Raw genomic sequence first — 473 nt, 5'->3', positions numbered from 1 at the left:
GCGACGGCACGCTGAAGAACCTGAAGTCCGGTCGCTGCCTGGACATCGTCGGGCAGAGCACCGCCGACGGCGCCCGCCTGCACCTGTGGGACTGCGGCGGCTGGGCCAGCCAGAAGTGGACCCTGACCAGCTGACCTCGACCGGTGGCCGTCGGCGCACCGTACGACCGACGGTCACCCTCACGCCGGCACCCCGGAAGGAGCACCATCGTGCGCTTCCCCTCACGTCACGAAACCGCCGTCCTGGGTCTGTTCCGCATCGTCACGGGGCTGCTGTTCGCCTGTCACGGGGCCGCGACGCTGTTCGACGTCCTGGGCGGACCCCAGGGAGGTCCGGCACCCGGGCCGGGGCAGTGGCCGGGATGGTGGGCGGCGGTGATCCAGCTCGCCGGCGGAGCCCTGGTGCTCGCCGGGCTGTTCACCCGGACCGCCGCCACCCTGTGCTCGGGCTCCATGGCCTACGCCTACTTCGTC

General features: G+C 72.1%; 2 protein-coding genes. Both read left to right on the top strand.

Annotated elements, in window-relative coordinates:
- Positions 1-11: 11 nt before the first annotated feature.
- Positions 12-134 (top strand): RICIN domain-containing protein, encoded by a 123-nt coding sequence (locus CCN42_RS46155; protein WP_422641173.1) that lies wholly within the window; start codon positions 12-14, stop codon positions 132-134.
- 75 nt (positions 135-209) lie between these two features.
- Positions 210-473, top strand: a 264-nt coding sequence (locus CCN42_RS17155) for a DoxX family protein (protein WP_143661933.1), incomplete at its 3' end; no start/stop codon positions are given.

Origin of the sequence: Streptomyces glaucescens (genome assembly GCF_002154375.1) — a bacterium.
In the GTDB taxonomy this organism is placed as follows: Bacteria; Actinomycetota; Actinomycetes; order Streptomycetales; family Streptomycetaceae; genus Streptomyces; species Streptomyces glaucescens.
Note: the sequence above shows the minus strand (reverse complement) of the source record. Positions and strands in the feature narration are given on the sequence as shown.